The organism is Vibrio maerlii, from assembly GCF_003415655.1.
Classification (GTDB): domain Bacteria; phylum Pseudomonadota; class Gammaproteobacteria; order Enterobacterales; family Vibrionaceae; genus Vibrio; species Vibrio maerlii.
On the sequence record NZ_QRHC01000002.1, the window covers coordinates 305,923 to 330,991 of the forward strand.

A 25,069-nucleotide genomic window follows, 5' to 3' on the forward strand; every position below is an offset into this window, starting at 1 on the left:
ATGATTACCGACCTGAATGAACTACTCGCACAAGAGCATGAGTTGCAGTTTGAACAATTCAGTACTGACATTGCTTGGCAACTGGGTTGCATCATCAAGCAAAAAGCCGAAGCCAAAGGGGCAGAGGTTGCTATCGACATCACCCTCAATGGCCATTGCTTATTTAGTTACGCAATGGCGAATACCACGGTCGATAACCAAGAATGGATTGCTAGAAAGCGTAATGTCGTCACCCGATATCAACATAGCTCTTGGTATATGGGGCAATACTTCAAGGCGAAAGGCAAAACCATCGAACAAGCTTCCTTTGTCGACCCTAAGCAATATGCCCCCTTTGGTGGCAGCTTTCCGCTGATCATAAAAAGCGTTGGCGTCGTTGGCACTATCTCTGTTTCAGGCCTACCACAGTATGAAGACCACGTATTGGTGGTGGAGAGTATTCAGGCGATGTTGTTAGCTATCAACGAGAGGCACTAATTATCACCAACTCAACTCCTCACCGTTGTAAGCGAAAAACTTTCCGCTATTTTCTGGTGAGGAGTTCTCGATGATATCCAATAAGTCATTGGCAACTCTTTGAGAGGTGAACAATTTGCCTTCTGGAACCCTTGCTTGGAAAGGTTTTGATAAATGGGTATCGGTGGTGCCTGGGTGAAGCGCCAGCACCACTCCATTTTTTACGCTTCTCTGCCACTCAATGGATAAGGTCTTAAGCGCCATATTAAGCGCGGCTTTCGAGGCCCGATAGCTATACCAACCTCCCAACCGGTTATCTGAAATACTCCCTACTTTAGCGGAGATAGTCGCGAGCTTAGGGGATGCACTGAGTTTTAGCTTCGGCGTGAAATGCTTTGCAAGTAGCAAGGTGGGCAGCGTGTTGGTCATGATATTTTGTTGAAAGAAATCACTGGATATCGCACTGACATTTTTCTCGGGGCCATGCTGTTCGTTGTGGAGCAAACCAATACAATTAACAATCCAATCAACCTTGGGTATCCGTTGAGATAAAGCCTCCATTTCTAACTCTTGAGTCACATCGACTTGATACCAGACTACATTATGCACCTCCTCAGGTTGAGCGAGTCGAAAGGTGGCATGAATGGTTGCCTCGGGATATCTGTTCAGGCATTCGTCTACGATGGCCCGACCAATACCACCATTGCCACCTAATATCAGGATATTCATTACAAGTTCTCCAAGTTAGCCATGTAGTGCTCAGCGGTATCGAGAATCTCTTGTCTCTGTTCGTCTGCCATATTGTCCCAAGAACGATAAATCATTCCGATTCTAGGGTTGCGAGTAAGCCGCCCTTGATGCTTATCCATAAAGCGCCAATAAAGGCTGTTTAACGGACAAGAGCCTTCACCTATTTTGGACTTTTGATCGTAATGGCACCCTTTGCAATAATCGCTCATCTTATTAATGTAAGCACCACTTGCCGCATACGGTTTGGTGCCTACAATTCCCCCATCAGCAAACAACGCCATACCTCGGGTATTTGGCATTTCTACCCACTCAATGGCATCGACATAGATGCCCAAATACCAGCTATCTATTTGTGCAGGCTCTATTTCTGTCAATAAGCAGAAATTACCGGTGACCATTAATCGCTGAATGTGGTGGGCGTAGGCATAATCCAAAGATTGGTCGATTGCATGCTTGATGCAAGACATCTTGGTTTCACCATTCCAGAAAAAGTCAGGAAGTTTATTGACTGCACGCAGCTCGTTTTTGGTTGCGTAAGCCGGCATATTCGCCCAGTAAACGCCGCGAATGTATTCTCGCCAACCCAGTATCTGGCGAACAAAGCCTTCTACTTGAGAGATGTCTATTTCGTTATTGGATTGATAGCAAGTTAGGGCAGTATGGATAACCTCAATTGGGTTCAACAACTTGGCATTGAGAGAGAAAGATATTCGACTGTGGTAAAGGCTCCATTGTGCTTGATGCTTTTCGGTCATCGCATCCTGAAATCGCCCAAATAAAGGAAGACACACTTGGCAGAAATGCGCTAACAGTGAGAGGCTTTGCGACCGATTTACTGGCCAAATGAGTTCAGACTCTACTCGCCCTATTGTCTTTATGTTGTGCCGAGTTAATCGCTCGAGAATATCTGCCGTGGGAGTGCTAAATAACAAAGGTTGAGGAAGTTGTTCAATATCTGCAGCTTTGAGTTTATTACGGTTGTTGGCGTCATAGTTCCACTTCCCACCAGCAGGTTTGCCGTCTTCCATCAAGATGTTAAATCGCTTACGCATTCTTCGATAGAAGTGCTCCATCATGACGTGCTTGCCCTGTGGAAATTGCTCAACAATTTCTTCGAACGGCAGTAGAAAATGCTCTGTGTCGACGATGTTGTTCACAACATTAGGGAGTTGAAATTGGTTAAGTTGGGTCAGTAATCGGTACTCATCAGGTCGCTGAAACTCGAGCTTACTGGCACCTACCTCTTGAATATAGTGCTTAAGAAGTTGGTGCAGATCTTCGAAGGCAGCTGTGTCGTCCAAACTTAGGTGAACAACCTGATGCCCCTCAGCTTGTAGCTCGTAGGCAAACTGCTCCATGGCCGAAAAGAAAGCACAGACCTTTTGCACATGATGTTGGACATACTCACTCTCTTGCTTCATCTCGGCAATAAGGTACAACACGCTTTCATCACACTCATTAAACCAAGAATGTTGGGCATTGAGCTGATCTCCAAGGATCAAACGAAGAGTGTCAAATTTCATTTATCTTTCTCTGACTTATTCATCGCTATTCCCTTACTACTTCGATAGTGGCCAATCGACCATATCAACCGCATCGACTTGGGTTATCTTATTGTTCCCACCCCACTCTTCAATAAAGTCACCAAACGGATCGTATATTTCAGTCTGCTTTTGCAAATCAAAGCGCCGAGAGCCTCTGGGATCGGCACCTACCCCTCCTAAATACTGCCAGTTTCCCCAGTTAGAACCGACATCGTAATCAATCAATTGGCTTTCAAAATAGGCAGCACCATAGCGCCAATCAATGCCTAGCTCATGTATCAAGCAACTGGCCACAAGCTGTCGACCTCGATTGGACATATAACCGGTTTCATTAAGTTGATTCATGCAAGCATTCACTATCGGAAATGGCGTCTGCCCCGATTGCCAAGACTTAAAGCGTTGGGAGTAGAACGTGGTCAGAGGGGCTTGCCCAGTGATACCAGAGAAGAAAAACAATTTTTTGTCATGACATCGCGCATACCAATAGAAGTACTCTCGCCACAGCAACTCAAAGTAAATCCAGTAAGTAGAATCATTCGCGCCGTTCTGCTCCTCATACGCTTTTAGCATGGTGTAAAGGCATCGAACTGATACACAACCATGAGCAAGCCAAGGGGAAAACTTAGTGGAGTAATCCATGCCAGAAAGGCCATTTCGAGTTTGTTTATAAGTACTCGCATGTTTTTGAGTCAAGTAGTCTGAGCAATGCTTCAAACCTGCTTGTTCTCCCCCTTTAAAGTCTGTTCTCGCATCCCTAACCTGAATATCTTGGGAATCGAATGGAGTGAATTGCAACGGCGGCGGGAGTGAGTTCAAATCGCCACTTGGCGCCTCAATCGTTCTCTTTTCAACTTTATTGCGAAAACGCGTGAAGGTTGCGGGCAAACTTTCTAGCTCAAAAGGCAACTGCTCTGCCTCAAACAGCGCGTGATTATTGACGTGTTCGATGACGACTTCAGGGTGCTGATCTTGGATAATATCCAGAACACGCCTTTCATCTGAGCCAGCAATCTGAGAACAAAATATGTGCGAAATTTGGCAGTTTTCAATACTCAGCCTAAGCGCTTCAAGAGGATTCTGGTCAACGATAACAAGTTCCTGATTCAGTCCCTTTAGCGAGATGGAAAGGTTGAACAACGACTCATCAAGGAACTGCTTTTTTGCAGCGCCGAAACTGTTCTGTTGGGAGTAATGCTTCAGAAAAGGCGAGATTGGGGGGTAGCAATACAAACAGAGTAAAACATCTACACTCTGAGCTGCTTTCTTTAGAGCTGGGTTGTCCTTAATCCGCAGGTCGTTAGTAAACCAATAAAGTCCAATCTTCTTTTTCACGCTTTATCCTCACCTATACCATCACTTCAGAGTAATACGTGATGGCATAGTTTAAGATCAAGTTTTTCAATAAATTAGACTAAAAGCGGTCATCAAACAGATGTACTAAAGCTCTACATCTTGCCATTGGCCATCTAGCAGAACTCGATGGTGTGTATAGCCAACGTCTAACAATATTTCACGACACTTATCATGATGAACAGCCAAGTGATGTGGCGCGTGAGCATCGGCATTGATCTGCACCGGTATGTTTCTCTTCAGCGCTTCTTTCAGTATCCAAGGCGATGGGTAGACATCATCGGTTGCGCCGCGGAGCATCCCGCCATAGTTCACCTCAAGGATCACACCCGACTTCGCTACCGTATCGAGAGTTGATATTGCAATCTCTTGATACCACTGAGCCTGCTCATCGAAAAAATTGAGTGCCTTGTTGTGCTTTTTAACCAAATCATAGTGGGCCAGAATATCAAAGCCCCCTGACTCACAAAGCTGAGCCACACGCTGGTAATACACCTCAATCATTTCTTGAGCATTGCCTTGATACACCTCATTGAGCAAGGTCATAAACTCATCGTGAGGGCCATCAACACTGAGCATTGGATACTGCTCATTGGGTGCAGCTAATGTATGCACCGAACCGATACAATAATCCAAGCCTAGCTTTTGCCATTTTTCATCACTAGGCTTGGTAAGCTCATGAATATAATCAATTTCTAAACCCATATAGACTTGTATATCAGAGTCATCTTTCACCGCCATAATATCTTTCAGGTAAGACTCCAAGTTCTCTTGCAGCATGCAAAAGTCATTTTCAAATGGAAGCGGTGCATGTGAACTAAAGCCAACAGATTGAAAGCCTTTTTCTTTCGCACTGGCGATCATATCTTGGGGAGAGCCTTTACCATCACAATAATGGCAATGCATGTGGTAGTTGGTGAGTAGCATGATTAATCCCTTCGCACTTCGAACGTGCACTACAGCTGATTTTATTTATCTCTTCGCAGATTAACAAAAAACCTATACCCGATTATGACACCAAACCACAAATTAGATTTAAAGTCTGAAATACTCTATCCCACCTGCTAAATTCAATAGATAACATCACTTTTGGATAGGTTAGTCTTGATGTGTGTCTACAGATCGAATACTCACCCACAGCTATTTTCAACAATAATTGGTATTGCCGTCACATCGCTCATCATGATGACTAGCGCCTGCTCCACCAATTCTTCCATCTCTAGTGAAGCGGCAATGCAAAGCGACCCGATTAAACGCTACACATCTATTGAGTCAATGCAGCAAGAAGTACCAGGGTTCACCAATGCTTTTGAAACTCTTGAGGTTGATATTGGCCATTGGTTTGAAGAGCAGTTTGGCCAGGTGCTAGAGAAACCATTCTCGTCTGCTTATTCAATCGATGTTTTGCATAGCGACAAAGGTAATGCGTTCGATCTTAACCAAGATGGGCTCCCTGAGCTGATGCTAAGTAGCCACCTATTTTGCGGAACAGGTGGGTGCACCACAGACATCTACACGTTTAATCAAGAGACAGAAGCCTTTGAAGTGATTGGAAATGTCTCGACCAGGAACCTAGAGCCGACAGGACAAACCATCAATGATTGGCTGGCCCTTAAGGCAACGTGGAAGAACGGTATGTGCTCCAGAACCGAGTTTGAGTATGTTTACCAAAATGGAGAGTATGTTATCTCGCAACAAAACGACGTCGAGTTGTGTAACTAGGCTCAGTTAGTACCGACCGGAACTCCTGTTTATTAGTCCGAGAGTATTGCAGATGCCAACAGTGACCGCACCTTCCTAATGAAACGGGTCGATAATTTAATTTTAATTGACCAATTTGAGTCATCCTTTCGTACTTAAATAATGTCGAAATGAAGATCTAAATATATGGCTAAGTTAACTTTATTTTACGATGGAACCTGTCCACTTTGTGTGGGTGAGATGCGTTCATTACACCGATACGACAATACCAATCAGATAAGAACAGTGGACATTCATAGCGAAGAGTTTGCCGAATTTCCACAGATTGACCCAAAGCAGGCCAACCTCATCCTTCATGCAATTGATAGCGAGGGAACGTTATATTTGGGGCTAGACGCGGCCCATCAAGCTTGGGGAAAGTTGGGACGAGGTTGGTTATATGCACCTCTTCGTTGGAAAATAATCCGCCCATTGGCGGATAAAATCTATCTCTACTTTGCTCGAAACCGGTACCGAATCTCTTACTTGCTAACAGGTACATCACGATGTGAGAGCTGCAGAATCGATTAATTTCAATTGCCAACCGGAGGGCTCGCGCTATGGATTACACAGAAGAAATCATTGCATCGATGGACTCACGCCGTCGCGCTCGCTTCATTAATAGTCTTTCTGGATTTAAGAGCGCGAATCTCATCGGCACATTGGACAAAGAAGGCAATGAAAATTTGTCTATTGTGAGTTCAGTATTTCACCTCGGTGCCAACCCAGCGCTGATGGGCTTCATTATCCGGCCAGCCAGCGTCGAACGTCACACGTTAGATAATATTCTCGAAACCAAAGCCTATTCAATCAACTCTGTGTGTACTGATTTCATCGCTTCAGCACATCAGACATCTGCTCGATACTCGAAATGTGTTTCTGAATTTGAAGCTGTTGGACTCACACCTTTTTACAAGGGTAAGAAAGGGCCATTTGTTTTAGAAAGCTCGATCAAAATATGGTTAGAGCTTGTTAGTCATCAGACACTTGAAGTGAACAGCACAGAATTAATCATTGGTGAGATCAAACTCGTCATGGTTAATGAGGGGGCAGTAATGCCTGATGGCTTCATTGATATTGAGGCATTGGATGTCGCTACGGTGTCCGGATTAGATTCCTATCACATGACGCAGAGGATTGGCCGTCTTAACTATGCAAAACCAGGGCACAGGCTTTTCCCTTTGACCAGAGAAGGAGAGCCTTCCTCTTGGAAGGCGATAGGATTAAAGAACGAACAAGGAGAGGTGGAGTAATCCAACCTCTTTAGTACCATTTTAGGTCGATGGTCATACTGTTTTGCCCCATCGACTGGCTGCCACACATCTCGTCGTAAGCACTGTTATGCTGCAAAAGAGCCGTGTCTATCGACATACCCTCGCAATAGTCCCTGATTTGCTTCAAGCTGTGGAATTTTATCGGTTTATTCTGGTTGTCTAGCAGTGCTTGTTTCCTGTCGCCTTGCACTTCAAACGCTAAATAAATATCCCCTTCGAGTGACTCAACTAATAGATTCATCTTGGCAACCTCATATCGTGTCCATGAAGACTATTACGCTTAGATGGACAGAATGATCAGGTGACATACTCTGTTACTTTTCTCCCCTGCCACAAACTGATCACCACAACTATATTAACGAATAACCGTCTTATACGTGCCACTTGAAATCTGTGAGGAGGAGCCATGAGCCATTGCCCATCATGTCGAACAGAATTAGTTTCTAGGAATAACGTACCCGTGTGCCCACGAAATGAGATAGGAGAATGCCACTTTGATGGCTACTCTGAACATGAAGGCCATACCGACCATGAAGCCGGGGTTTTCTGTGAAGAGCACCACTCCAAATTGGTTAGCACGGTAGATTATTAAACGGTTTAGGTTGGTCAAAATCTGTTGTTACACCGGTTTTTATATTTAAAGGCCAAATCTAGGCGACTTCGTGATAAAGCGTCCTCAAGACACATTTTCATTGCGATTGCCGGCTTGGCCTTCATTAATCTGTATCGAGTTGTAACTTATAGGTTCTATTTAAGCGCTTCGGGGCCCAATACCCCCTTATCCACCAGCTGAGACAGCAGTTGCTTAGTTTGCTCTCTAAAATAGTCTCTTAATAAGCGAACGGTTGGTGTAATGGATTGGCGACTTGGGCATACCAACCAGAGCTCCGTCGATTGCGGCTGATAATCTTGCATGATACTGACAACATTACCCTGCAAAAGATCTTGTGACATATCCAGACTCGATTTCATTGCGAGCCCAAGCCCAGACACACACCATCGACGGACCAGGTCACCATCGTTTGATGCTCGATTTCCCTTGAGCTTAACCTTGTACTTTTCATCATTTTTGGTAAACGTCCATTCATCCTGCAAGATGTCATGAAGCTGATAGAAGAGACCATTGTGCTCTGCCAACTCGTCGGGGTGTTTTGGCTCTCCGTGCTCAGCAAGATAAGTTTCACTCGCGCAGAGTAGCCTAGGCACATCACAGATCTTAAAACCGTACATATTGGCCTCTGTTGGTGACCCATAGCGCAGAGCCATATCAACGGAGTCTCGATAAAAATCAATATTGCTATCGCTAATGCTGCTACGCAAACTCACGTTAGGGTAATCTTGAAGAAAAGCATCCAACCATGGGGTGATAATGTTGCGGCCTAGATCCGATGACAACGCAATACGCACTTCACCATCGATAATCCCCTGTTCTTCTTGAACGTTTTGTTTCGCTTGATTGAGCATTAACATCGCTTGCTCACATTGTGGTAAGTAACGTTCACCGGCAGGAGAAAGGCGCAATTGCCTAGTGGTTCGCACAAACAACTCAACCCCTAGCGCCGCCTCTACTCGTTTCACCGCCGCACTTGCCGTGGCCGTTCGCATATCTAAATTAGTCGCTGCTGCAGTAATACTTCGAAACTCTGCCACTTTTAGAATCACTTCTAGATCTTGCAATAACACGCTATCAACTCAAATTTGAAAATCATACTGAAACTTTAATAGATAATTTGAAGGTTAGATAGCAATTAACTTGTTAAAACCTCCCCCGCCAATATTTAACAACTAGAATAAAAACAACCACACAAAGCCTAGAACCAGCGAGCCTGCCACTCCTGCCGCGATAACAGCAAGGTTTGCCTTCACCTCTTCAACAAGGAGGGATGAACGATAACTTCTATCAATCGGTGCCGATTCCTCAGTCACACTGGATTCAGTGCGAACTTCTGCAAGACTATTGATATGCCTCACGTCTCCTGTGAACTCATAACCAACACCGCGCACAGTAGAAATAATTTCTCCGCTGCGGTCCTCTAGGCCGCGGCGACAGCTTGAGATAGAGTGCAGCAAACTGCCGTTTTCTACCATCATGCCACGCTTGTGCCAGACCTCATCCATGAGCTCTTGCTTGCTGAGTACTTTACCTCGGTGTTTCATCATGTAGTTGAGCAACAAAATCTCGTTCATTCCAACCGAGTGGCGAATATTGCTACTCAAGCTTTGGATAAAACCACTCTGGTTATCCACTACGTAGGTTCCGTTAATCAGCAACATAACGATTAACCCTCAGTCACGAGTTCAGGTTTCTCGTCGCCCTTGTTTTGCCGATTACGCTGAGCTCGCTCTTTTAGCGATGCAAACCCAACGTAAGCCATTGGCACAACGAATAACGAGAAGAAAGTACCGACCGTCAAACCACCTACCAGCACAAGACCAATATTGATGCGACCTAGCGAGCCGGGGCCCTCTGCCAATGCCAGTGGCAATGAACCAATGATCATTGTAAGAGACGTCATTAGGATTGGGCGTAGACGAGATTTCGCACTCATCAATGCCGCATCCATCGCACTATGACCTTCTTTCTGCTTTAGGTTGGCAAACTCAACAATCAAGATGCCGTGTTTCGTTACCAAGCCAACCAGAGTCAATAGACCGATCTTCGAGTACAGGTTCAAGCTATGTCCAAACACGCTCAAGGTCAGTACTGCACCGACCAAACACAGGGGTACGGTGATTAGGATGATCAGTGGGTCCACAAAGCTCTCAAACTGCGCAGCAAGAATCAGGAAGATAAACACCAACGCCAAGCCAAACAGCAATTGCATGCCCGCTTCGGATTCATTCAGTTCCTTGATTACGCCGTTGTATTCATAACTTTGACCGGCTTTTAACAGCTTAGGTAGCTCAGCATCAACAAAGGCTTGAACATCGCTCGCGCTGTAACCAGGCATTAGGTCTGCGGTAATCTCCGCAGCATCTTTACCACCGTAAGTCTTGATATTTGATTCTGCCGTTACTGACTTAATAGAAACAAACTGAGACAGCGGCAGTCTTTGACCTGATTCTGAGCTCACATAAAGCTTATCCAGAACCTTAAAGTCACCCAGTGCCTGACGGTTCACTTGTACCTGAATTGGGTAAGTAAAGCCGTCGTCCGCTTGTAGATCCGCCGCTTTAACCGAACCTAAGAAGGTAGAGATAGCGCTGGTCACGTTGCTGTAGCTCACACCTGAAAGCACAATCGCATTTCGGTCAATCGACATATCAAAGCGAATCTGATCACGGTGTGTTGAGTGGTCAATATTGGTCACACCCTCATAGTCTTCCAGCAACTTAACAACTTGTTCAGCCGTATCTGAAAGCGCCTTTAGATCACGGTTAACCGTCGTTACTTCAAGCACTAGGTTCGTTGCCACATCCAAGTTATCTGCAGAGCGCACTGAGAACGAAGTCGTGTAGGCAGAGATACTCTTGCTCGCTTTTTCCATCATCTCATTAATGACTTCATCTGCGCTCTTATCACGCTCTTCCCAAGATTTTAATAGCACGTGGTTAGTTGGTGCACTTTCGATGTAAGCTAGGTTTGCTTCTATGGCATCATCACCTTTAATCACTGCGTTCACTTGGTCTGCGTTCTCTAAGTCATAAAGACGACCTGCACCTGCTGGACCGTGCGACGTCACCTCGATAAAGCCAGTATCTTCAGTTGGAAGTAAAACTTTCGGCATATACCAAGCAGCAACAGCAGAGATAGCGATCAAGGCAGCGGTACCACCGATAACTACGCCCGGACGTTTAAACCAAGCATTGAGGTAAACCATGTACTTGTCTGTCATCGCATCCAGCTTAGCTTCTACCCACTGGAACCATTTAGGTGAGGTCGATACAGACTTAAGCATGTAAGCACTCATCATTGGTGACAGGGTTAACGCCACAAAACCAGAGATAATGACCGATGCTGCAAGGGTGTAAGCGAACTGTCTGAATAGGTCAGCAGTTAGACCAGACATTAGACCGATTGGCAGGTAAACCACTGCCAGTGTCAATGTCATCGCGATAACTGGGAAGACGATCTCTTTACAGCTTTTTAGTGCCGCTTCAAATGGCGATTTACCTTCTTCAATGTGGCGGTAACAGTTCTCAACAACCACGATTGCATCATCAACCACCAAACCAATTGCTAGGATGATCGCCAGAATCGTCAGTACGTTGATACTAAATCCAAGCATTGCCATCACGGCAAACACACCGATAACACACACCGGGATAGTAATCAGAGGAATCGCGGCTACACGCAGCGAGCCCAAGAACAACACCACAATCGCGGCAACAAGCACGATAGCCTCAAGCAAGGTCATAAAGCCTTGGTCGATCGCTTCTTCGATAAAGTCAGCCTGGTTGTAGACCATCTTCATCTCGATATCGTCTGGCACCTGCATCTCTTCCATGGCTGCCTTAACACGGCTTGCCACGGTGACTGGGTTCTCTGTTTTGAGCGGTAGTACCTGAAGAGACATCGCCATGTTGCCATCAACATGCAACATACTTGGCTCTAGGCTTTCTTCACCCATTTTGATATCAGCAATATCGCTCACACGAATGATCTTGCCATTATCAACGCGCAAAACGAGGTCACGTACGTCTTCAATGGTGGTGACTTGGTTTACTGGGTTAATCGAGAAATCACGCACTTCACCCTTGATGGTACCGGCAGTAAACGTCGCATTGTAAGTACTCAGCGTACCCACAACATCAGATGCACTGACATTCAAAGCCGCCATACGCTCAGGCTGGAGCCAAACTCGAATCGCTTTGCTTGAACCACCATACGGGCCCCAAACTCCGCCGACACCTTGCACATTCTTGAACTGTGGAGAAAGCTGCTGGTTGATGAAATCAAACATCTCCTGCTTATCCATCGAGCCCTTATTCACAAAGGTGATGATGTTACTCGGCATAGACGTTTCTGAAGAATCATCCGTCACCGTTGGCTTGTCTGTCATCGCCGGCGGAAAATCTGAGATACCATCTACTTTGCTACGAAGGTTATTCATCAGACTGGCGTAGTCAACATCGCTAATGCCATCCTCAAACTGAATCTTCAAAGAACAGCTGCCTTCTTGACAGTCGGTGGTCATAGTCTTGATTTTGTCTAAGCCTGTTACCGCAGTAATAAGCTCTTCCGCCACGTTCTGTGACATAAACTCAGCACTGGCACCGGTAATTGATGCACTGACCGTCGCAGACGCAGTTTGGCGTTCCGGAAAGTATTGAATCGCCAGCTTCTGATAGGACACAAGCCCTATCAGAACTATCGCAATACTCAGCACAGAGGCGAGTACTGGGTGTTTAATACATATTTCAGGTAGCTTCATCAGTTAACCTCCGCAGTGGTATCCACTTGTGGATCTACACTCTGTTCGGCTTCCTTGCTTGTCTCTGGAACTTCGGTTTCTTGTTGTTCAGGTTGAACAGGGCCAACGAACTCTTCTTCAGGCTGGGCTGGAAGGGTGCGCGCTGGCAGCGTCACTGGAGAATCAACGCGCTTTGCTGGCTCTGCTTGTGTTGTTGACTCCGCTTGTTCTGTTGCAACTGCCTCAACAGGCGTTGAGTTGGTTTCCGATTTAGTTGCTTGAATAGAGACCAGTGAGTCTTCATTTAGATTTTGGCGGCCTGTAACAACCACGGTTTCACCAACCTCTAGACCAGTGTCGATAGCAACGTAGCCATCGTTGGTGTTCGTACCGAGCTCAACAGGGCGCTTAATCGCCTTATCATTCTCTACAACCCAAACGAAGCGCTCATCACCATTGGTCTCGATAGCGGACTGAGAAACGATGACATCATCGGACTCATCACCCACACTTTGGCTTACTTTGGCAAACATGCCCGGTACAAGACGGTTATCTTGGTTGTTAAAGTGCGCGTGAATTTCAACACGACCCGATTGCTCATCGACAAGTGGTGCAATGTAATCAACGTGGCCCATGAACTCCGTATCGCCATACGCATCCACTTTCAAAGCGACTGGCTGACCAATTTTTGCCTTACCCACTTCTGATTGAGAAATCGAGTAATGCACTTCTACTGGGTCTAATTTGATAAGACTCACTAGCACCGTTGCTGCTTCAACACGACTGCCTAGCGAGTGGGTAAAGTTGGTTAGCTGACCATCAAATGGCGCTACCATTTGGTAGTTTTGAAGACCAATTTTCTTCTGTTTGAAATCGGCTTTAGCCAGTTTTGCTTGCTGCCTTAATTCTTCAACATCTTGCTCAGACATCGAATCTGGTTGTTTCTTTAGTAGCGCAAGAACACGGTCTAATTTTGACTCTGCAAGCGCTAAAGAACTCTTCGCTTTGTCGAGTTCGGCTTTCGCTTGGGAGTCATCTAACTGAGCGATTAAATCTCCTTTTTTAACCACATCACCATCTTTAAAATTAAGCAGCTTTAGCTTCTCGCCAGCACTGAATGTGAGTGCTGCAGAATCCGTTGCCTTGAGTTTTCCCACCTCATCGATCGTTAAGCTAGAGACTCGTTGCTGAGTCGTTTCTACCGTCACTGGTATTGTTGTTTTCGTCTCTGCATGTGCATTTCCTGACGCTGCTAAAATGCCTAATGACAAAGCAGATAGTGACAAAATAGAAAGGGACAAAGTCTTAGTTTTCTTCATTTCGGCGACTCTATGTAATGAAAGTTGCCAAAGTTATACCGAAGAAATTTTCGCCAAAGTTAGGGGTTTGTCAGCGCGATAATAATTCATCATTAACAAACCTTAAAAAATATCAAAACAATGATTTAAAAGGATTTTTAGATCTAAAAAGCCCTCTTAAACACTTCTGTCCAAGAGGGCTTTTTTATGAGGTTAATTACATTAATCTGATTTCTTAGTGAACAAATAAGAGTACTTTGGTGCGACGATCACCATTTGCTGCTCAGAAACAGGGATGATTTTCAGCTCTTCCATTGAATGCATGCCACGTTGTGAAAACATCATCTCCAGCAAGGAAGCATCCTCTGGTGTTGGCAGAACTTGCTCAGAAGATTCAGGGATTAAAGAAAGGCCATGGCGATTAAATTGATAGTGTCCTGCGGAATTAAAGCCGAAGCCTTGCTTGGTCAAAAAGTACATGTCGAACAAACCAGAGCGCTTCAAATTGATAGAAGAATTGAGTTCGACAAGATTCATTTTTTTGTCTGCTTTGACGAGCAATTTGGTATCGCTTTGCATCTCATGTGAAACCGTTGGTGAGCTCAACGACGCCGCCAAAACTCCAACAATCAAACCAGAAGCAACACAGGCAAATAGTATTTTTTTATTCACAGTTCACCTCCAATTGTGATGGCACATAGCTCACCGACTCACCATTATTCGCAACAAGAATCACCTGATCACCCGTGCTAAAACTGCGGACATTATTCAACACAATCGGCTTATCGGGATTGTCCGTTGGCACGACACAACCTATGTATCTTTCCTCGCTAAAATCCGCAGACACCCATGGTGAACTGAGCGATGTGTAAGCAAAGAAAGCCAACAATGCACTTGCGGTAAAAGCGCCAAGATAGGCAAGGTTATTACGTTTCGTTGCGAGAGGGTTTGGGTAGTTAATCGCTTGCTTTGAAGCCTGCTTATCAGCACGTTCATCAAACTCTTCCACACGACCATTGAACTGGTAACCGACACCACGGATGGTGGTGATGATTTCCCCGCCGCGGTCATTTAAAGCTTTGCGAACCGTTGATACCGTATTAAGTAGGCTGCTTTCTTCAACCACCACACCTTTACTGAACCATACTTCTTCAAGTAGTTGAGTTTTAGATAGTGGCTCTTTTGGGTGGTTAATCATCATTTGTAAGAACGCCACTTCATTACCACCGAGTGAGACTTTCACTCCGCTGTCACGCTCTTCCAAGATCCCTGTCAACGCATTAAAAATGTACTTATCATTAATCAACAGCATAGATAATCGTCTGTTTTATAGGTTATTAACTTAACTTTATCTTAATTTTCACATAATGAAAAAGCCCAGTTTCGCCTTATGTTCTATAACAGAACGAGCTTATATAAAAATGGGCTTCTATATGATTACAATCGATTAGATTCGTTCACTCTTTAGCGAGGAACGACAGACATTTTATTGCGCTGACAGTGAGAAGCGGATGAAGTTCTCATCCTGATAATCAATCTGGATATCAAAGCGATGAAACTTAGCGATAACACCAAGCAATATCGAACGCTCATAGTCAGATAAACGGGCAAGGAAGCTCACCTGAGAGGTTAACCTACCGTTTTGCGAAAAGTGTGCGTTGAGGTCTTCAGAAAGCGCACATAAGAAAGGCTTGCCCGGCTTGTGGTTCAAATCAACTTTTTGAGGTGTAGACAGCATCAAAGTGGTGCCAAACTCAGTCTCAATCGCTTTCACCATCAAGAAAAACTCTTCGAGGTGGGTTGGTGGCACATCGCTGAAGTAATTGATCGCCTCAAGAAATAAAAGTTCAAGGTCAACCTGGCTTTTAGAAGCTGTCGCCAATAGCGATTTGATCTTCTTTTTGATGATCTTGTGGCGAGGATTCGTCGATTGCTTTTTTAGATAAGCGGATAGCAGTGACTTCTTTTCCGCCAATGAAAGAGGCTTAGATCTATCGAGTTTCTTAAATTCGAGATATAGCAAAGCACTCAAGGCTAAATCCCTAAGGCTTAATTGAATTTTTTCGTCGTTAGATAGAAGTAATTTCAAAATATAGATAATGGTGCCGAGAGAGGGACTCGAACCCTCACACCTAAGGCACTAGCACCTCATGCTAGCGTGTCTACCAATTTCACCATCTCGGCACATTCAACAATTCATGGAATGTCTCAATAATTGTCGCAAATCTTGTTTGGATAATAACCGCAACACAATTTACATAACAATTTATTAATAGATGGTGAGCATAACTAAGTTTACGTTTACTGTATAGCTTCTCGGTACTTCATACAGATCATTCGGTCATAAAAGCAGCAGTTGTTCCATTCTACCTACAAGCGTCGCCCAAAAACAACAAAACCCGCAAGCAAGTAAGGCCCCGGGCTTTGATTATTATTGGCTAGCTTCAGCTATCAGTAGTGCTTAAACTTACTTCCAAGTCTGAGCATAAACACGCATTAGGTTTTTACCGTAGATTTTCTCTAAGTCTGAGTCACTGTAGCCCATCTTACGCAGTTCATCGGTTAACGCAGCGATGTGTTTCGCCAGCTCTGCACAGCCTGTTGCGCCCTTGTCGAATGCATTGAGCATGTAACCATTATCTGCGTAAGAGTCTTTATACTTCGATGCAAAGGCGACCACTTGTTCAACCGTCTGCATGTCATCGGTTGCGATACCGACATGGTCCACACCCAGTACTTTCACTGCGCCATCTACCATCATTGCTGCGTCTTTTGGCGTGATGTCTGACTTCCATTGGCCATCCATCATCCACTCGGTGAAAGTAACCGAAACCACACCACCACGCTCAGCGATACGTTGTGCATCTTCATCAGACACGAGGCGGTAACAAGCAGCCAGACGGTGGTCTTCATCGCCTTCTTTTAAGCCCAATTTTTCCATACGCTCAGCTGTTTGTTTAAGGGTCTCGTTGTTCTCACAGCCATAAGTCGATGCCAATGGTGAGTGAGATACAATCACCGGAACATTAGGATGTTTCTGATCCATATAATCTAGGGTCGAGTTAATCAATAAGCTTGAGTTATGGGAAAAGTCGACGGTGATCCCGTGCTCCACCATTTCGTCGATCACTTCTTTACCGAACTGAGTGATACCAGAGTCTTGCCCGTTAAGCATCGCAATCACGCCTGAGCCCGTCAGCTCTTTGCCATTATAAACGAGCTGCATTGAACGGATGCCTTGCTGATGGAGAGTCTTAACGCGGCTTGCATCGCCTTCTAGCATCATAGTGCTCTGATTGTTCCACATAACTGCATAAGCCCCCTCATCGTGTGCACGCTGGAAATCCTCAACATTACGAACTCGAATGATTGGTGTGGTTGCAACATCAATGCCCTTCTCGTATTTATTAAGAGCGGTCATGTACAAGTCCCAGGTCGACTCTGATGGTGTTCCGATAGTAATACTCGAACCGGTTACTCCACGGCTATGAGCAAGATCGATGTAATTGCCAAGCATACGCTCCGACGTCCAACCAAATTCCGCAGGTGAAGCAAAGAAATCTAAGACAATGTTCTCTTGAGCAAACTGCTTAGCCTCTGTGGTTGCTTTGTCGTGCCAGTCTTTAGTTTCAATCGATGCTTGTGCGCCAAACGTTGCTGCTGCGATTAGTGTTGCGATAAGTAGTTTTTTCATTTTCGTCACCTCAATTCATGTCTCGAGGTAAAATATATCGATAATGAAAACTAAAAATGTGCAATTTACGACATTGATGTCGATTGGCGGCTATATATTATGTTACTCAGAACGCATGCCTTTTAGCCATTGATAAGGGGTAATGTTTTCGGACTTTTTAAATGCTCGGATGAACTGAGAGGTATCGGCATAGCCCAAGTGCTCTGAAACATCAGAGATAGAAGCGTCACGCTGAATCATCACCCGTTTAGCAAAGGCTACATTGAGTGACTCTTTGATTTTGCGAAAGGTCATCCCCTCGCTTTTTAGATGGCGTTGAATGGTTCGCTCGCTGACCCCTACAATTTCACCGAACTGCTCGATGGTGAGGTTTTCTCTACCAATGTAACCCTCTAGAGCACTCAATACTTGCTGTGAGTATGAGAGCTCTTCTTTTTTATAACGCTGATTAAAGGTTTCAAACTCAAGTGTTGTTCGGTAAAAAACGGCGGTTTGATTCTGACCTAAAAACTGCGGCGTGCGACTATTCGCCTGCAACTTATTCAGCTCAGCTGCTTGTGGAAACTTAAGGTGATATTGAATTGGCTCATCTAAGTTCGGTTGGTTTGCCTTTAAATAAAAATGAGTGACAGCCAGTAGATAGAGCTCTGCAAGAAACAAGGATTCATCTTCGATAGGAATAGCCAGTTCGATAGATACTTTGTCTGTCGTTGTATTTACCGAGATAGAGCGCACGGGTATTTGCTCCACAAGAACTGAAAGTGATTTCGCTTCACCATCAATATGTGAATGAACATATTCAGCGAATTTTAGGGCTGAGTTTTGAATTAACTTGATGAACTCGAGTGCAGGAAGTGTATCTCGAGATTCTTCCAAAAGATTGAGAAGAGAGCGAAAATTGGTCCACTTAACAGGGCTCGTATCAAGATAAATGGGAACCTGAGCGCGATTGATCAACGGCCAAGCGTCGACGACTTGATTCTGAAGGGTTTCAATCAAAATGATGGCTGCGTGCTTGTTTATCAGGGTTATCAACTCAAAAGCTCCAAACTCTCTTTAAATAGAGTTTATTACTGACAATGGACAAACGCTCACAAACTTGCATTTGTGAGCGTTGAATTTTGATGGTTGTAACGTCTGAACTAAGCATTACCAAGTCTGAGCGTAAACACGCATTAGGTTGCCACCAAACAGTTTTTCTAGGTCGTCATTGGAATAGCCCATCTCCCACAAACTATCCACTACGCCGGCAATATGTTTTGAAAGCTCTGCGCACCCTGTTGACCCTTTGTTGAAAGCGGCGACCATGTAGCCGTTATCAGCGTACTTATCCGGGTTCGCAATAGTGAATGGCACCACTTTAGCTGTAGTCATCATATCATCAGTAGCAATTCCGACATGGTCGACGCCAACAACTTTTACCGCGCCATCAATCATTTCAGCAAACTGTTTTGGAGTGATATCTTCTGGCCATATACCATCCATCATCCACTCAGTAGCCGTTACTGAAATCACACCTCCCATGTCTGCAACTGTCTTCGCCTGCTCATCAGAGATTAGTCGGTAGCAGGCGGCTAATCGGAAGTTTGGATCATCTTTACTGAGATTTTGCTTAGCCATACGCTGCTGAGTTTCAGTTAACGTTTCATGAGGCTCGCAACCGTAGGTCGATGCTATAGGTGAATGGGAGTAAATCACTGGTACACCTTTGTGATTGGCTTGCATGTAATCGGTAATACCTTGAGTTGTATAGTGCGACGTATGAGACAAATCGACTGTGATACCGTTTTTCACTAACTCATCTAACACTTTCTTACCAAAATCCGTCAAGCCACTTGTGTCGCCATTGATCATTGAGATCACGCCCGATCCTGTCAGCTCCGTTTCGTTGTAAGTCAGCTGCATGCTTTTCACACCAAGTTCAGCTAAAACAGCAACATTCGCGACATCACCTTCCAATGGCATCGTCGTTTGGCTGTTCCACATCACCGCATACTCACCATTTTCATGTGCGAGCTTAAAATCCTCGACGCTGTCTATATAACGGATCGGGGCTTTCGCAGCTGTAGTTGCAGCCTTCCATTTTGCATGTTCAGATTTGAAGGCAAGAAGATTTGGTGTGTGAGGTGCACCAAGGGTAATAGATGCTCCGGTTACACCACGATCATGAGCAAGGTTAATATATTGAGCAACCTCAGAATCTTTATCCCAACCAGTGCCAAAAGGAGACGCGTAGAAATCCAACACAATATTATCTTTTACATATTGCTTGGCTTCCGGTGAAGCATCCTCATACCAGTCCTTGGTTTCCACTGATGCAATAACGCTGCTTGAGGCAGACGCAATTGCCATTGCGAGTAATAATTTTCGCATATTATTCCCTTCTCCAACTTTACGACGCTGTTGACTCAACAAAGCCTAAAAATTAGCAAACCATCAATGATTTCAAATAAGTATAGGAAAACATAAAAGAGACATAGGAAAACTTACTCACTATTTCAGAATTAACTCTCGACGCCACTTCCCTCCTGATGGAAACGGTCTTCACAACAAGGTGGCATAATTGAACAACCAATACTTACTGCATCGACACAAACTGAGCCAAACAAGACTATTCAATCGGATTGCACTGTTAGATACTGAAACTCGTACACATGAACATAACAACGGAGAGGAATTTCATGTCTACTAAAGAGCGCAGCATCCCAACCAGTCGTATCTCAAGATTCGGTAAATTAGCCTCCCTAACCGCGCGCGTGGCAGGCAACCTGGTGACAGAAGGGACAAAGCAAGTCATCCAAGGTAAGCGCCCGAGTAAAAAAGACCTGCTACTGACCCCACAAAACATCAAGCGCCTCACTGACCAGCTTTCTCATTTGCGTGGCGCGGCGATGAAATTGGGACAAATGTTATCGATGGATGCAGGCGATCTACTTGAGCCAGAACTGGCTGAGATTCTGTCCAAGCTAAGATCGGATGCAACACCTCTTCCCTCCAAGCAGCTCAACGCGGTGATGGAAGAGGCATTAGGGTTGGATTGGAAAACCCATTTTACAGCCTTTAACTTCAAACCCATTGCTAGCGCTTCCATCGGGCAAGTACACCAAGCTTATGATGATGCTGGGGATAAGGTTGCGGTCAAAGTTCAATATCCCGGGATCAAGAAAAGCATCGACAGTGATGTCGACAACGTAGGTACTCTGCTAAAAGTTGTGGGGCTCATTCCCGATTCCGTCGATTACCAAGGGCTACTTGAAGAAGCGAAAAAGCAGCTTCATGACGAAGCAGACTATCAACGAGAGGCAGAGTTTTGTATTCGCTATCGAGATGCCCTCAAAGACTCTCCGCACTTTGTCGTTCCCAATATCTATCCAGATATTTCGTCACAGTCTGTTTTAGCGATGAGTTTTGTCAACGGAAAGTCAATTGAGACCATTGGACACCTTACGCAAAGCGTTCGGGACAATGCGATGCACAGACTATTAGAGCTTCTGTTTCGCGAGCTGTTTGAACTCAAAATGGTACAAACCGATCCGAATTTCGCTAACTACTTGTTTATAGAGCAAACAAACCAAATTGGCCTACTCGATTTCGGTGCTACACGTGAATATGGTGATCGCTTTAGTCGCGGATATCAGCTCGCCTTTTCATCCGTCTTACACAACAATGAAGGTGGTCTAAATCAAGCATTGGAACAGATTGGTTTCTTTAGCGAAGATATCGTCCCGTCACAGAGACAATCTATCCTCAATCTTGTCACACTGGCGTGCGAACCCATGATGGTCGATGAGGAATACGATTTTGGTGAGAGTGGTCTCGCACAAAAACTAAGAGAAGCAGGCACCGTGCTTAGCATGGAGCAGGACTACTGGCACACTCCACCCGCTGATGCCATCTTCTTGCATCGTAAGATTGCAGGCATGTATCTACTAGCGGCAAGACTAGGAGCAAGAGTAAACATTCATAGGCTAGTTAAGCCTTATCTTCTTGCTCCAGAAGAACGAGTCGCGAGTTAACCGATCTTCATACACTTAACAAAGAGGAAGTTAGGGTTCTTGGAAAGATAGTCGTAGCGTTCAGGGTCCATCATCTTAACTTCTTCAGACACTTTGCCTTCAGATAGCTGGGTGATCGCAAGTCCATTTTCTGTCAGTGCATTGGTAATCTCGGTCAATGAACGGCGATAAAACGTTACCTCAACAGGCTCCCCAACTGTGTTCCACTCTTCTTGGACCAGCTCACGTTCAAAGTAGTTACCTGACTTCGTACACTCAAAGTCAGCAAATGGGTGATGAGTTGAAAATACAAAGCTGCCACCGGTGTGTAGCACTCGATAGACATCGCTGAACAGTGGATTCAGGTCTTCAATGTAATGCAGCATTAGCGGCGAGATGACTAAGTCCATACTGTCATCACCCTCATTCGGCAAACCAGTCGATAGGTCTTGCGCGTAACTCACTACTTGTCCTCTATCGACTTGCTCAGCTAATTTTTCGGTTAGCAAGCCCACCATATCTTGTGACGCATCAACACAAGTTACCTTCTCTGCACCTTGCTGCAACAAATAATCCGCATAGATGCCAGAACCACAACCAAGGTCGAGAACAGACAAGCCATCCACTTCAGGTAGCATCGATTGTAGTGTCGGACGCTCTAGATACGCATTGTAAACATTGTCTTGTACAGCGCGGTCATATTGCTTTGCGAAAGTAGAATACATTTTAGATTTCATAGTGGCAGCGTCCGGTAAGTTAGTGAGGGCTGTAGTGTAACTATGATGAATAACTGAGAGAAGATAGGCTAAGTTAGCTGTATGTCAATTATGCCTATATTGGAATTTTACACTGTAAATTTTTTCGCTCGCTATATGACTGACTCACTGTATTTTCTGGTTAATACAAAAAAATTAAATTAATGGTTGACCTAAACCTAAGTTGAGGTCTGAGACTATCCCCAAAAGAAAGCAACTATACAGACAAGCAACTCAGTGCAAAAACATCATGGGTGCTGACCAATCTATTTTCTAAGGGGATAACAATGAAAGTTCTGGCATTTGGCGCAAGTAACAGTAAAAACTCAATCAATCAAAAGCTGGCTCACTACGCAGCACGTCAAGTAAAAGACGGTGAGGTTTTACTACTCGATATTAACGATTTCGAGATGCCAATCTACAGCGAAGACAGAGAAAAAGAGTCCGGAGTGCATGAACTGGCACACAAGTTTTACAATGAGATAGGTGATGCCGATGTGATTGTAGTTTCGTTTGCCGAATACAATGGTACGTATACCTCAGCCTACAAGAATTTATTCGACTGGGCGTCCCGAGTCGATATGAAGGTGTTCCAAAATAAACCTGTTTTGATGCTCTCAACATCACCTGGCGAAAATGGCGCGCAGACGGTACTTGATGCAGCCAAAACTGCAGCGCCCTATTTTGCAGCCAATGTCATTGGTGCTATTTCACTACCGAGCTTCTACGACAACTTTGATGGTGAGAACAGTATTGTGACTCATAGCGAGTTCAACCAAAGTTTAACTGACGCCCTGTCAGCAATTTAAGTTAATGAGGCTACCAGACATGAACACACAAATGTTGAAGGCTTATTTAGACAAAATTGGCTTTTGCGATGAGATGCAGCCTCAACTAGAAACGCTAACTGCACTTCACAACAAGCAACACCAGACCATTCCATTTGAGAATCTCGACATTGTGAATGGCCAAAAAATCGAACTCTCCGAAGAGGCGATATTCGACAAACTCATTAATCAACAACGTGGTGGCTACTGCTTTGAAGTGAATGGGCTACTCAATCAAGCACTCAAAGCAACAGGCTTTGACGTCACACAAAGACTTGGGCGAGTTCACCTGTCGGCAACGCCATCAGGCCGTGGGCATCTGGTTAATATCGTGAGATTAGATAATCAAGACTGGCTTGTCGATGCAGGCTTTGGTGCCAACACACCAAGGCGCCCAATTCCCTTAGTATTTAATGAAGAACTAAGAACCGACACCCAAGCCTTTAGGTTTATCCAAGATGCAAACTTCGGCGCAATGTTACAAGCGCTGGTCGAGGATAGTTGGACAAGTTTATATAGCTTAGATATGGGTCATGTTTGTGATGGGGATATTGAGTACGGCAATCACTTTGCGTCCACTGGAGACACATCCTTGTTTACCAGCAACATCGTTGCCGTATCACGCACCGAATATGGCCCAAATATATTGTTCAACAATCGTCTAAAGTTAGCCACCAAGGATGGTAATACGGAGTTAGAGTTAACGACTGAAAACGAGTTTACTCAAGTCCTTAATACGCATTTCGGTATTATTCATAACGTACCTTTCCACCACTTTCAGAGAATTTTAAACAACCTCGATTAAAGCAAAGGTCGAGCATAACGCTCGACCTTCTGTTTTATTTGCTAGAGAAACAAGGCATCACATCTTGTTCGAAATAAGGTTGCTGATTCACCCAAAACATATAGTCCACTTTGAGGAAGTCTTTAGCGAAAGAGTGCAGCATCGGAACAATATTATTTCGTTTGTTTTGCACCTCTGTGTTGCCCGTCTCACCAATGTAATTACCGTCTTGAATCGCAATGCCAAGTGGGACGCTATATTCAGATTCATGCATCATGGCAAGAGCATGATTGAGTTGACCACGACGCTTTACCATTAGATCCGGCGCGCCCATACCGACACCGATCTCTTGTCCGTATTCATACAGACTTTTTAGGTAGCCTTTATCTTCCCATGGCAACCATTCACCATTAACGAAGTTTGCATACTGCATAGTTGTGGACTGAGGAAACGCGTGCTTCAACGCCAGCATATTACTCTTCAAGCCTGCGAGGTATTTCTCCTCAGTAAAGCTAGGATCTTTTGCATGCGATATCCCTATCGCTGATTCTTGAAGGTTAATTCCCTCTATCTTTCCATCAAACTCCGCACCAAGTGCTTCTAATAATAGGGAAAACCGTTCTCGGACTTCTGGGTTCCAACGCTTCGCAACCCAACCTTGTGCGACACCATCATCGGTATATTGATTAACAGCTCCACCATCAAATTCAGGGCTGAAGAGATAACTTGGTACACCCTTGTTTTCGCTATAGAAGGTTGCGTCTTGGAGTTGAACAAATAGCTTCTTTCCATGTGACTTCAAGTATTCGTAATCTTCTCGAATGATACTGAAATCATACTCACCACGTTGAGGTTCGAGCTTCTCCCATGGGTACATGATCTGCGCTCCGACGAAACGCTCATGACTGAGCAACGGGTGATCATGAATCGCTTGACGATCAATAGCAAAGTAGACAAAATGCTGAATGTTATCAGAGCCTACCGGACATGTTGCCGACATGTGATTTTTGTACTCGTTTTTATATCGGTCTACGGGATTATCCCATTTTGCATAGCTTGCCGTACTAATTAACGCTGTGGTCAGTAAGGCGATGTTGAGCAAAGGTTTCATTGACTTAAATCTGTTTCTTATCCGTAAAACATAATGCCAATTATGCAATAAGCCGTTAATTCATCATATGCAATGCCGTTGTTTTAACTAAACTTTTACATCAACACGTTTATAACGGACTGAGTGATAGGGGTTAC

Annotated in this window: 24 protein-coding genes and 1 tRNA gene; 7 read left to right on the forward strand and 18 right to left on the reverse strand. The window is 44.7% G+C overall.

Going from position 1 to position 25,069, the window contains the following annotated elements; translation table 11 throughout:
• Complete coding sequence (locus DPF91_RS02340; protein ID WP_117232819.1) at positions 1-477, forward strand: heme-degrading domain-containing protein; 477 nt, start codon at positions 1-3, stop codon at positions 475-477.
• 3 nt (positions 478-480) lie between these two features.
• Here the strand turns inward: DPF91_RS02340 and DPF91_RS02345 are convergent, their stop codons facing one another.
• From DPF91_RS02345 to DPF91_RS02360, 4 genes are all read right to left on the reverse strand, one after another.
• A complete protein-coding gene (locus tag DPF91_RS02345) occupies positions 481-1,185 on the reverse strand; it encodes an SDR family oxidoreductase (protein ID WP_117232820.1) in 705 nt (234 codons plus the stop codon).
• Positions 1,185-2,729 carry a cryptochrome/photolyase family protein gene (locus DPF91_RS02350; protein WP_117232821.1) on the reverse strand — a complete coding sequence of 515 codons (1,545 nt, stop codon included), beginning with the start codon at positions 2,727-2,729 and terminating at the stop codon, positions 1,185-1,187. Before DPF91_RS02350 ends, DPF91_RS02345 begins: the two co-directional genes overlap by 1 nt.
• Positions 2,730-2,765: 36 nt before the next feature.
• Positions 2,766-4,082 carry a DASH family cryptochrome gene (locus tag DPF91_RS02355; protein ID WP_117232822.1) on the reverse strand — a complete coding sequence of 439 codons (1,317 nt, stop codon included), beginning with the start codon at positions 4,080-4,082 and terminating at the stop codon, positions 2,766-2,768.
• Positions 4,083-4,187: 105 nt separating this feature from the next.
• Positions 4,188-5,027, reverse strand: coding sequence for a histidinol-phosphatase (locus DPF91_RS02360; RefSeq protein ID WP_117232823.1), 840 nt, complete (start codon positions 5,025-5,027; stop codon positions 4,188-4,190).
• 180 nt (positions 5,028-5,207) lie between these two features.
• On the opposite strand from DPF91_RS02360, the gene DPF91_RS02365 reads away from it, so the two are divergent.
• The 3 genes from DPF91_RS02365 to DPF91_RS02375 all read left to right on the forward strand — a co-directional run bounded on the left by DPF91_RS02365 (position 5,208) and on the right by DPF91_RS02375 (position 7,093).
• On the forward strand, positions 5,208-5,822 hold the full coding sequence (locus DPF91_RS02365; RefSeq protein ID WP_117232824.1) for a hypothetical protein: 615 nt from the start codon (positions 5,208-5,210) through the stop codon (positions 5,820-5,822).
• Positions 5,823-5,987: 165 nt separating this feature from the next.
• Positions 5,988-6,371 (forward strand): thiol-disulfide oxidoreductase DCC family protein, encoded by a 384-nt coding sequence (locus DPF91_RS02370; RefSeq protein WP_117232825.1) that lies wholly within the window; start codon positions 5,988-5,990, stop codon positions 6,369-6,371.
• 29 nt (positions 6,372-6,400) lie between these two features.
• A complete protein-coding gene (locus DPF91_RS02375) occupies positions 6,401-7,093 on the forward strand; it encodes a flavin reductase family protein (RefSeq protein ID WP_117232826.1) in 693 nt (230 codons plus the stop codon).
• A 10-nt stretch (positions 7,094-7,103) separates the two neighbouring features.
• On the opposite strand, the gene DPF91_RS02380 is transcribed toward DPF91_RS02375, so the two are convergent.
• The 12 genes from DPF91_RS02380 to DPF91_RS02440 all read right to left on the reverse strand — a co-directional run bounded on the left by DPF91_RS02380 (position 7,104) and on the right by DPF91_RS02440 (position 19,833).
• Positions 7,104-7,355 (reverse strand): DUF6482 family protein, encoded by a 252-nt coding sequence (locus DPF91_RS02380; protein WP_117232827.1) that lies wholly within the window; start codon positions 7,353-7,355, stop codon positions 7,104-7,106.
• Positions 7,356-7,861: 506 nt separating this feature from the next.
• Positions 7,862-8,797, reverse strand: coding sequence for a LysR family transcriptional regulator (locus DPF91_RS02390; RefSeq protein WP_117232829.1), 936 nt, complete (start codon positions 8,795-8,797; stop codon positions 7,862-7,864).
• A gap of 102 nt (positions 8,798-8,899) precedes the next feature.
• Entirely contained in the window at positions 8,900-9,388 is a 489-nt protein-coding gene (locus DPF91_RS02395) for a winged helix-turn-helix domain-containing protein (RefSeq protein ID WP_117232830.1), read from the reverse strand.
• Positions 9,389-9,393: 5 nt separating this feature from the next.
• Positions 9,394-12,489, reverse strand: coding sequence for an efflux RND transporter permease subunit (locus DPF91_RS02400; protein ID WP_117232831.1), 3,096 nt, complete (start codon positions 12,487-12,489; stop codon positions 9,394-9,396).
• Positions 12,489-13,787 (reverse strand): efflux RND transporter periplasmic adaptor subunit, encoded by a 1,299-nt coding sequence (locus DPF91_RS02405; protein WP_117232832.1) that lies wholly within the window; start codon positions 13,785-13,787, stop codon positions 12,489-12,491. Before DPF91_RS02405 ends, DPF91_RS02400 begins: the two co-directional genes overlap by 1 nt.
• Positions 13,788-13,988: 201 nt before the next feature.
• Positions 13,989-14,438, reverse strand: coding sequence for a hypothetical protein (locus DPF91_RS02410; protein WP_117232833.1), 450 nt, complete (start codon positions 14,436-14,438; stop codon positions 13,989-13,991).
• On the reverse strand, positions 14,431-15,078 hold the full coding sequence (locus DPF91_RS02415) for a winged helix-turn-helix domain-containing protein (protein ID WP_117232834.1): 648 nt from the start codon (positions 15,076-15,078) through the stop codon (positions 14,431-14,433). Before DPF91_RS02415 ends, DPF91_RS02410 begins: the two co-directional genes overlap by 8 nt.
• A gap of 174 nt (positions 15,079-15,252) precedes the next feature.
• The gene (locus tag DPF91_RS02420) at positions 15,253-15,855 is read right to left on the reverse strand and encodes a DUF2913 family protein (protein ID WP_277392887.1); all 603 of its coding nucleotides are present in this window, start codon (positions 15,853-15,855) and stop codon (positions 15,253-15,255) included.
• Between the two features lie 11 nt (positions 15,856-15,866).
• Positions 15,867-15,950 (reverse strand) — tRNA-Leu (locus DPF91_RS02425).
• Positions 15,951-16,233: 283 nt separating this feature from the next.
• Positions 16,234-17,460, reverse strand: a complete 1,227-nt coding sequence (locus DPF91_RS02430; RefSeq protein ID WP_117232836.1) for a dipeptidase — start codon at positions 17,458-17,460, stop codon at positions 16,234-16,236.
• A 102-nt stretch (positions 17,461-17,562) separates the two neighbouring features.
• The gene (locus DPF91_RS02435) at positions 17,563-18,495 is read right to left on the reverse strand and encodes a helix-turn-helix transcriptional regulator (protein ID WP_117232837.1); all 933 of its coding nucleotides are present in this window, start codon (positions 18,493-18,495) and stop codon (positions 17,563-17,565) included.
• Between the two features lie 114 nt (positions 18,496-18,609).
• Entirely contained in the window at positions 18,610-19,833 is a 1,224-nt protein-coding gene (locus DPF91_RS02440; RefSeq protein ID WP_117232838.1) for a dipeptidase, read from the reverse strand.
• Between the two features lie 308 nt (positions 19,834-20,141).
• Here DPF91_RS02440 and DPF91_RS02445 point away from each other — a divergent pair, with 308 nt between their 5' ends.
• Positions 20,142-21,476 (forward strand): ABC1 kinase family protein, encoded by a 1,335-nt coding sequence (locus DPF91_RS02445; protein WP_117232839.1) that lies wholly within the window; start codon positions 20,142-20,144, stop codon positions 21,474-21,476.
• On the opposite strand, the gene DPF91_RS02450 is transcribed toward DPF91_RS02445, so the two are convergent.
• A complete protein-coding gene (locus DPF91_RS02450; RefSeq protein ID WP_117232840.1) occupies positions 21,473-22,192 on the reverse strand; it encodes a class I SAM-dependent methyltransferase in 720 nt (239 codons plus the stop codon). The two genes, DPF91_RS02445 and DPF91_RS02450, sit on opposite strands and share 4 nt — an antisense overlap.
• 305 nt (positions 22,193-22,497) lie before the next feature.
• Here DPF91_RS02450 and DPF91_RS02455 point away from each other — a divergent pair, with 305 nt between their 5' ends.
• Both DPF91_RS02455 and DPF91_RS02460 read left to right on the forward strand, forming a co-directional pair.
• Entirely contained in the window at positions 22,498-23,019 is a 522-nt protein-coding gene (locus DPF91_RS02455) for an NADPH-dependent FMN reductase (RefSeq protein ID WP_117232841.1), read from the forward strand.
• Between the two features lie 19 nt (positions 23,020-23,038).
• Positions 23,039-23,842 (forward strand): arylamine N-acetyltransferase family protein, encoded by an 804-nt coding sequence (locus DPF91_RS02460; protein WP_117232842.1) that lies wholly within the window; start codon positions 23,039-23,041, stop codon positions 23,840-23,842.
• A 34-nt stretch (positions 23,843-23,876) separates the two neighbouring features.
• On the opposite strand, the gene DPF91_RS02465 is transcribed toward DPF91_RS02460, so the two are convergent.
• The gene (locus tag DPF91_RS02465; RefSeq protein ID WP_117232843.1) at positions 23,877-24,932 is read right to left on the reverse strand and encodes a hypothetical protein; all 1,056 of its coding nucleotides are present in this window, start codon (positions 24,930-24,932) and stop codon (positions 23,877-23,879) included.
• Between the last annotated feature and the right edge of the window lie 137 nt (positions 24,933-25,069).

Bases quoted from the DNA above. Each gene is read 5' to 3' on its own strand.
- DPF91_RS02365 (WP_117232824.1), top strand. From the start codon at position 5,208: ATGTGTGTCTACAGATCGAATACTCACCCACAGCTATTTTCAACAATA.
- DPF91_RS02375 (WP_117232826.1), top strand. From the start codon at position 6,401: ATGGATTACACAGAAGAAATCATTGCATCGATGGACTCACGCCGTCGC.
- DPF91_RS02340 (WP_117232819.1), top strand. From the start codon at position 1: ATGATTACCGACCTGAATGAACTACTCGCACAAGAGCATGAGTTGCAG.
- DPF91_RS02400 (WP_117232831.1), bottom strand. From the start codon at position 12,489: ATGAAGCTACCTGAAATATGTATTAAACACCCAGTACTCGCCTCTGTG.
- DPF91_RS02450 (WP_117232840.1), bottom strand. From the start codon at position 22,192: ATGAAATCTAAAATGTATTCTACTTTCGCAAAGCAATATGACCGCGCT.
- DPF91_RS02430 (WP_117232836.1), bottom strand. From the start codon at position 17,460: ATGAAAAAACTACTTATCGCAACACTAATCGCAGCAGCAACGTTTGGC.
- DPF91_RS02460 (WP_117232842.1), top strand. From the start codon at position 23,039: ATGAACACACAAATGTTGAAGGCTTATTTAGACAAAATTGGCTTTTGC.
- DPF91_RS02440 (WP_117232838.1), bottom strand. From the start codon at position 19,833: ATGCGAAAATTATTACTCGCAATGGCAATTGCGTCTGCCTCAAGCAGC.
- DPF91_RS02345 (WP_117232820.1), bottom strand. From the start codon at position 1,185: ATGAATATCCTGATATTAGGTGGCAATGGTGGTATTGGTCGGGCCATC.
- DPF91_RS02380 (WP_117232827.1), bottom strand. From the start codon at position 7,355: ATGAATCTATTAGTTGAGTCACTCGAAGGGGATATTTATTTAGCGTTT.
- DPF91_RS02415 (WP_117232834.1), bottom strand. From the start codon at position 15,078: ATGCTGTTGATTAATGATAAGTACATTTTTAATGCGTTGACAGGGATC.
- DPF91_RS02445 (WP_117232839.1), top strand. From the start codon at position 20,142: ATGTCTACTAAAGAGCGCAGCATCCCAACCAGTCGTATCTCAAGATTC.
- DPF91_RS02405 (WP_117232832.1), bottom strand. From the start codon at position 13,787: ATGAAGAAAACTAAGACTTTGTCCCTTTCTATTTTGTCACTATCTGCT.
- DPF91_RS02350 (WP_117232821.1), bottom strand. From the start codon at position 2,729: ATGAAATTTGACACTCTTCGTTTGATCCTTGGAGATCAGCTCAATGCC.
- DPF91_RS02360 (WP_117232823.1), bottom strand. From the start codon at position 5,027: ATGCTACTCACCAACTACCACATGCATTGCCATTATTGTGATGGTAAA.
- DPF91_RS02465 (WP_117232843.1), bottom strand. From the start codon at position 24,932: ATGAAACCTTTGCTCAACATCGCCTTACTGACCACAGCGTTAATTAGT.
- DPF91_RS02455 (WP_117232841.1), top strand. From the start codon at position 22,498: ATGAAAGTTCTGGCATTTGGCGCAAGTAACAGTAAAAACTCAATCAAT.
- DPF91_RS02370 (WP_117232825.1), top strand. From the start codon at position 5,988: ATGGCTAAGTTAACTTTATTTTACGATGGAACCTGTCCACTTTGTGTG.
- DPF91_RS02395 (WP_117232830.1), bottom strand. From the start codon at position 9,388: ATGTTGCTGATTAACGGAACCTACGTAGTGGATAACCAGAGTGGTTTT.